Origin of the sequence: Desertihabitans aurantiacus, assembly GCF_003344635.1 — a bacterium.
Taxonomy (GTDB): domain Bacteria; phylum Actinomycetota; class Actinomycetes; order Propionibacteriales; family Propionibacteriaceae; genus Desertihabitans; species Desertihabitans aurantiacus.
Window position 1 is genome coordinate 1 of the sequence record NZ_QPKK01000405.1, and the last position, 2,277, is coordinate 2,277.

Here is a 2,277-nt window from a genome sequence, read left to right on the forward strand (position 1 = left end):
GCCCGGGCGACCAGGACGGCACCGTGATCGCGGTCGGGCCCAGCGACGCCCGGGCGCTGCAGGCGCTGGTGCGGCTCGACCCCGGCGGCTTCGCGGCCCGGGAGCTGGCCGAGCGGGCCGAGGCGCACCTGGGGCCGGCGTGGCGCACCGTCACCGTCGAGGGCGGCGCGGAGGCCGTCCGGCAGCTGCAGTCGCTGCTGGAGGGCGACCGGCTCGAGGCGGCCGGGGTGGAGGTGCTCGGCCCGGTCGAGCTGGACGCCACCGCCGACGGGGAGCGGCACCGGCTGGTGCTGCGCTGCCCGCCACCCGGCGGGCCCGAGCTGGTCCGCCAGGTGCGCCAGGCCCAGTCGGTGCGCAGCGCACGCAAGAGCGAGGGGGCGCTGCGGGTCCGGGTCGACCCGGTGGTCTTCGGCTGAGCCGGCGCCCGCGGCTGGTCGGCGCCGGGCTCCGTCGGTGGTCGGGCCTACACTGCGGCAGGTGCGCCTGGTCTTCGCCGGCACGCCCGAGGTGGCGGTGCCCTCCCTCGACGCCCTGCTCGCCTCCTCCCACGAGGTGGTGGCGGTCGTCACCCGTCCCGACGCCCCCAGCGGCCGCGGCAAACGGCTCACCCCCAGCCCCGTCGCGCTGCGCGCCGAGGAGGCCGGGCTGCCGGTGCTCAAGCCGGCTCATCCCCGCGAGGAGGAGTTCGTCGACGCGCTGACCGCGCTGCGGCCCGACTGCTGCCCGGTGGTGGCCTACGGCGCGCTGGTGCCCCAGCGGGTGCTCGACATCCCGGCCCACGGCTGGGTCAACCTGCACTTCTCGCTGCTGCCCGCCTGGCGCGGTGCCGCCCCGGTGCAGCACGCCGTCCTCAACGGCGATCCCGAGACCGGCGCCACCACCTTCCGCCTGGTCCGCGAGATGGACGCCGGGCCGGTCTTCGGCGAGGTGCGCGACCGGATCGGCCCCACCGACACCTCCGGCGACCTGCTGACCCGGCTGTCCCGCTCCGGGGCGGAGCTGCTGGTGCGCACCCTGGACGAGATCGAGGCCGGCACCGCCACCCCGGTCGAGCAGCCGACCGAGGGCGTCTCGCTCGCGCCCAAGATCACCGTGGCCGACGCCGAGCTGGACTGGAGCCGGCCCGCCGAGGTGCTCGACCGCACCATCCGCGGCTGCTCCCCGGCGCCAGGTGCCTGGACCACCTTCCGCGGGGAGCGGTTCAAGATCGGCTCGGCCACCCTGACCGACGAGCAGCTGCCGCCGGGACGGATCGCGGTCACCAAGCGGGCGATGCGGGTCGGCACCGGCACGGTCGCCCTCGAGCTCGGGCAGGTGCAGCCGCCGGGCAAGAAGCCGATGGCCGCCGCCGACTGGGCCCGCGGCGTCCAGCTCGAGCCCGACGAGACCCTGGGGTGAGCCAGGCCCGAGGCCGCGCGCGGCGACGTCCCCGGGTGGACCAGGCCCGCCGGGTCGCCTACGACGCGCTGCGGGCCGTGCACGCCTCCGACGCCTACGCCAACCTCGTGCTGTCCGACCTGCTGGCCCAGCGCCGGCTGACCGGACGGGACGCCGCCTTCGCCACCGAGCTGCTGCACGGCACCTGCCGCGGCGAGGGCAGCTACGACCGGGTCGTGGCCGCCGCCTCCGGCCGCGCCGTCACCGACCTGCAGCCGGCGGTGCTCGACGTGCTGCGTCTGGGCACCCACCAGCTGCTGCGGATGGACGTCCCCGACCACGCCGCGGTCGCCACCTCCGTCGACCTCGCCCGCAGCGCCGTGGGCGAGCGGGTCGCCGGACTGGTCAACGCGGTGCTGCGCCGGGTGGGGGAGCGCAGCTGGGAGCAGTGGGTGGACCAGCTGGGCGCCGCGCTGCCCCCGCCGGAGCGGCTCGCGCTGGCGACCGCGCACCCGCGCTGGGTGGTGGACGCCTTCACCGACCTGCTCGGCGACGAGGCCGCCGACGCCCTCGCCGCCGACAACGTGACCCCGGTGACCACCCTGGTGCGGCGACCGGGGCTGGTCGAGCCCGAGGAGCTGGAGGCCGCCGGCGCCGAGCCGACCGGGCTGTCGCCCTTCGGCTGGCGGGTCACCGGCAACCCCGGGGAGCTGGCCGCGGTGCGCGAGGGCCGGGCCGGCGTCCAGGACGAGGGCTCCCAGCTGGTCGCGCTGGCGCTGGCCCGGGTCGAGGCACCCGAGGGGCCCTGGCTCGACCTGTGCGCCGGACCCGGCGGCAAGACCGCGCTGCTGGCCGCGCTGGCCGGCCCGGGCACCCGGCTGGTGGCCGCGGAGCGGCAGC

General features: G+C 77.9%; 2 protein-coding genes and 1 pseudogene. All 3 read left to right on the forward strand.

Annotation, left to right across the window (positions count from 1 at the left end; all coding sequences use genetic code 11):
* A pseudogene (locus tag DVA66_RS19560) lies at positions 1–416 on the forward strand (primosome assembly protein PriA); the annotation flags it as partial.
* A gap of 61 nt (positions 417–477) precedes the next feature.
* Entirely contained in the window at positions 478–1,398 is a 921-nt protein-coding gene (fmt, locus tag DVA66_RS19565) for a methionyl-tRNA formyltransferase (protein WP_114561485.1), read from the forward strand.
* The coding region (locus DVA66_RS19570; protein WP_332872896.1) for a transcription antitermination factor NusB at positions 1,395–2,277 on the forward strand (883 nt) is incomplete at its 3' end. The genes fmt and DVA66_RS19570, both read left to right, overlap by 4 nt.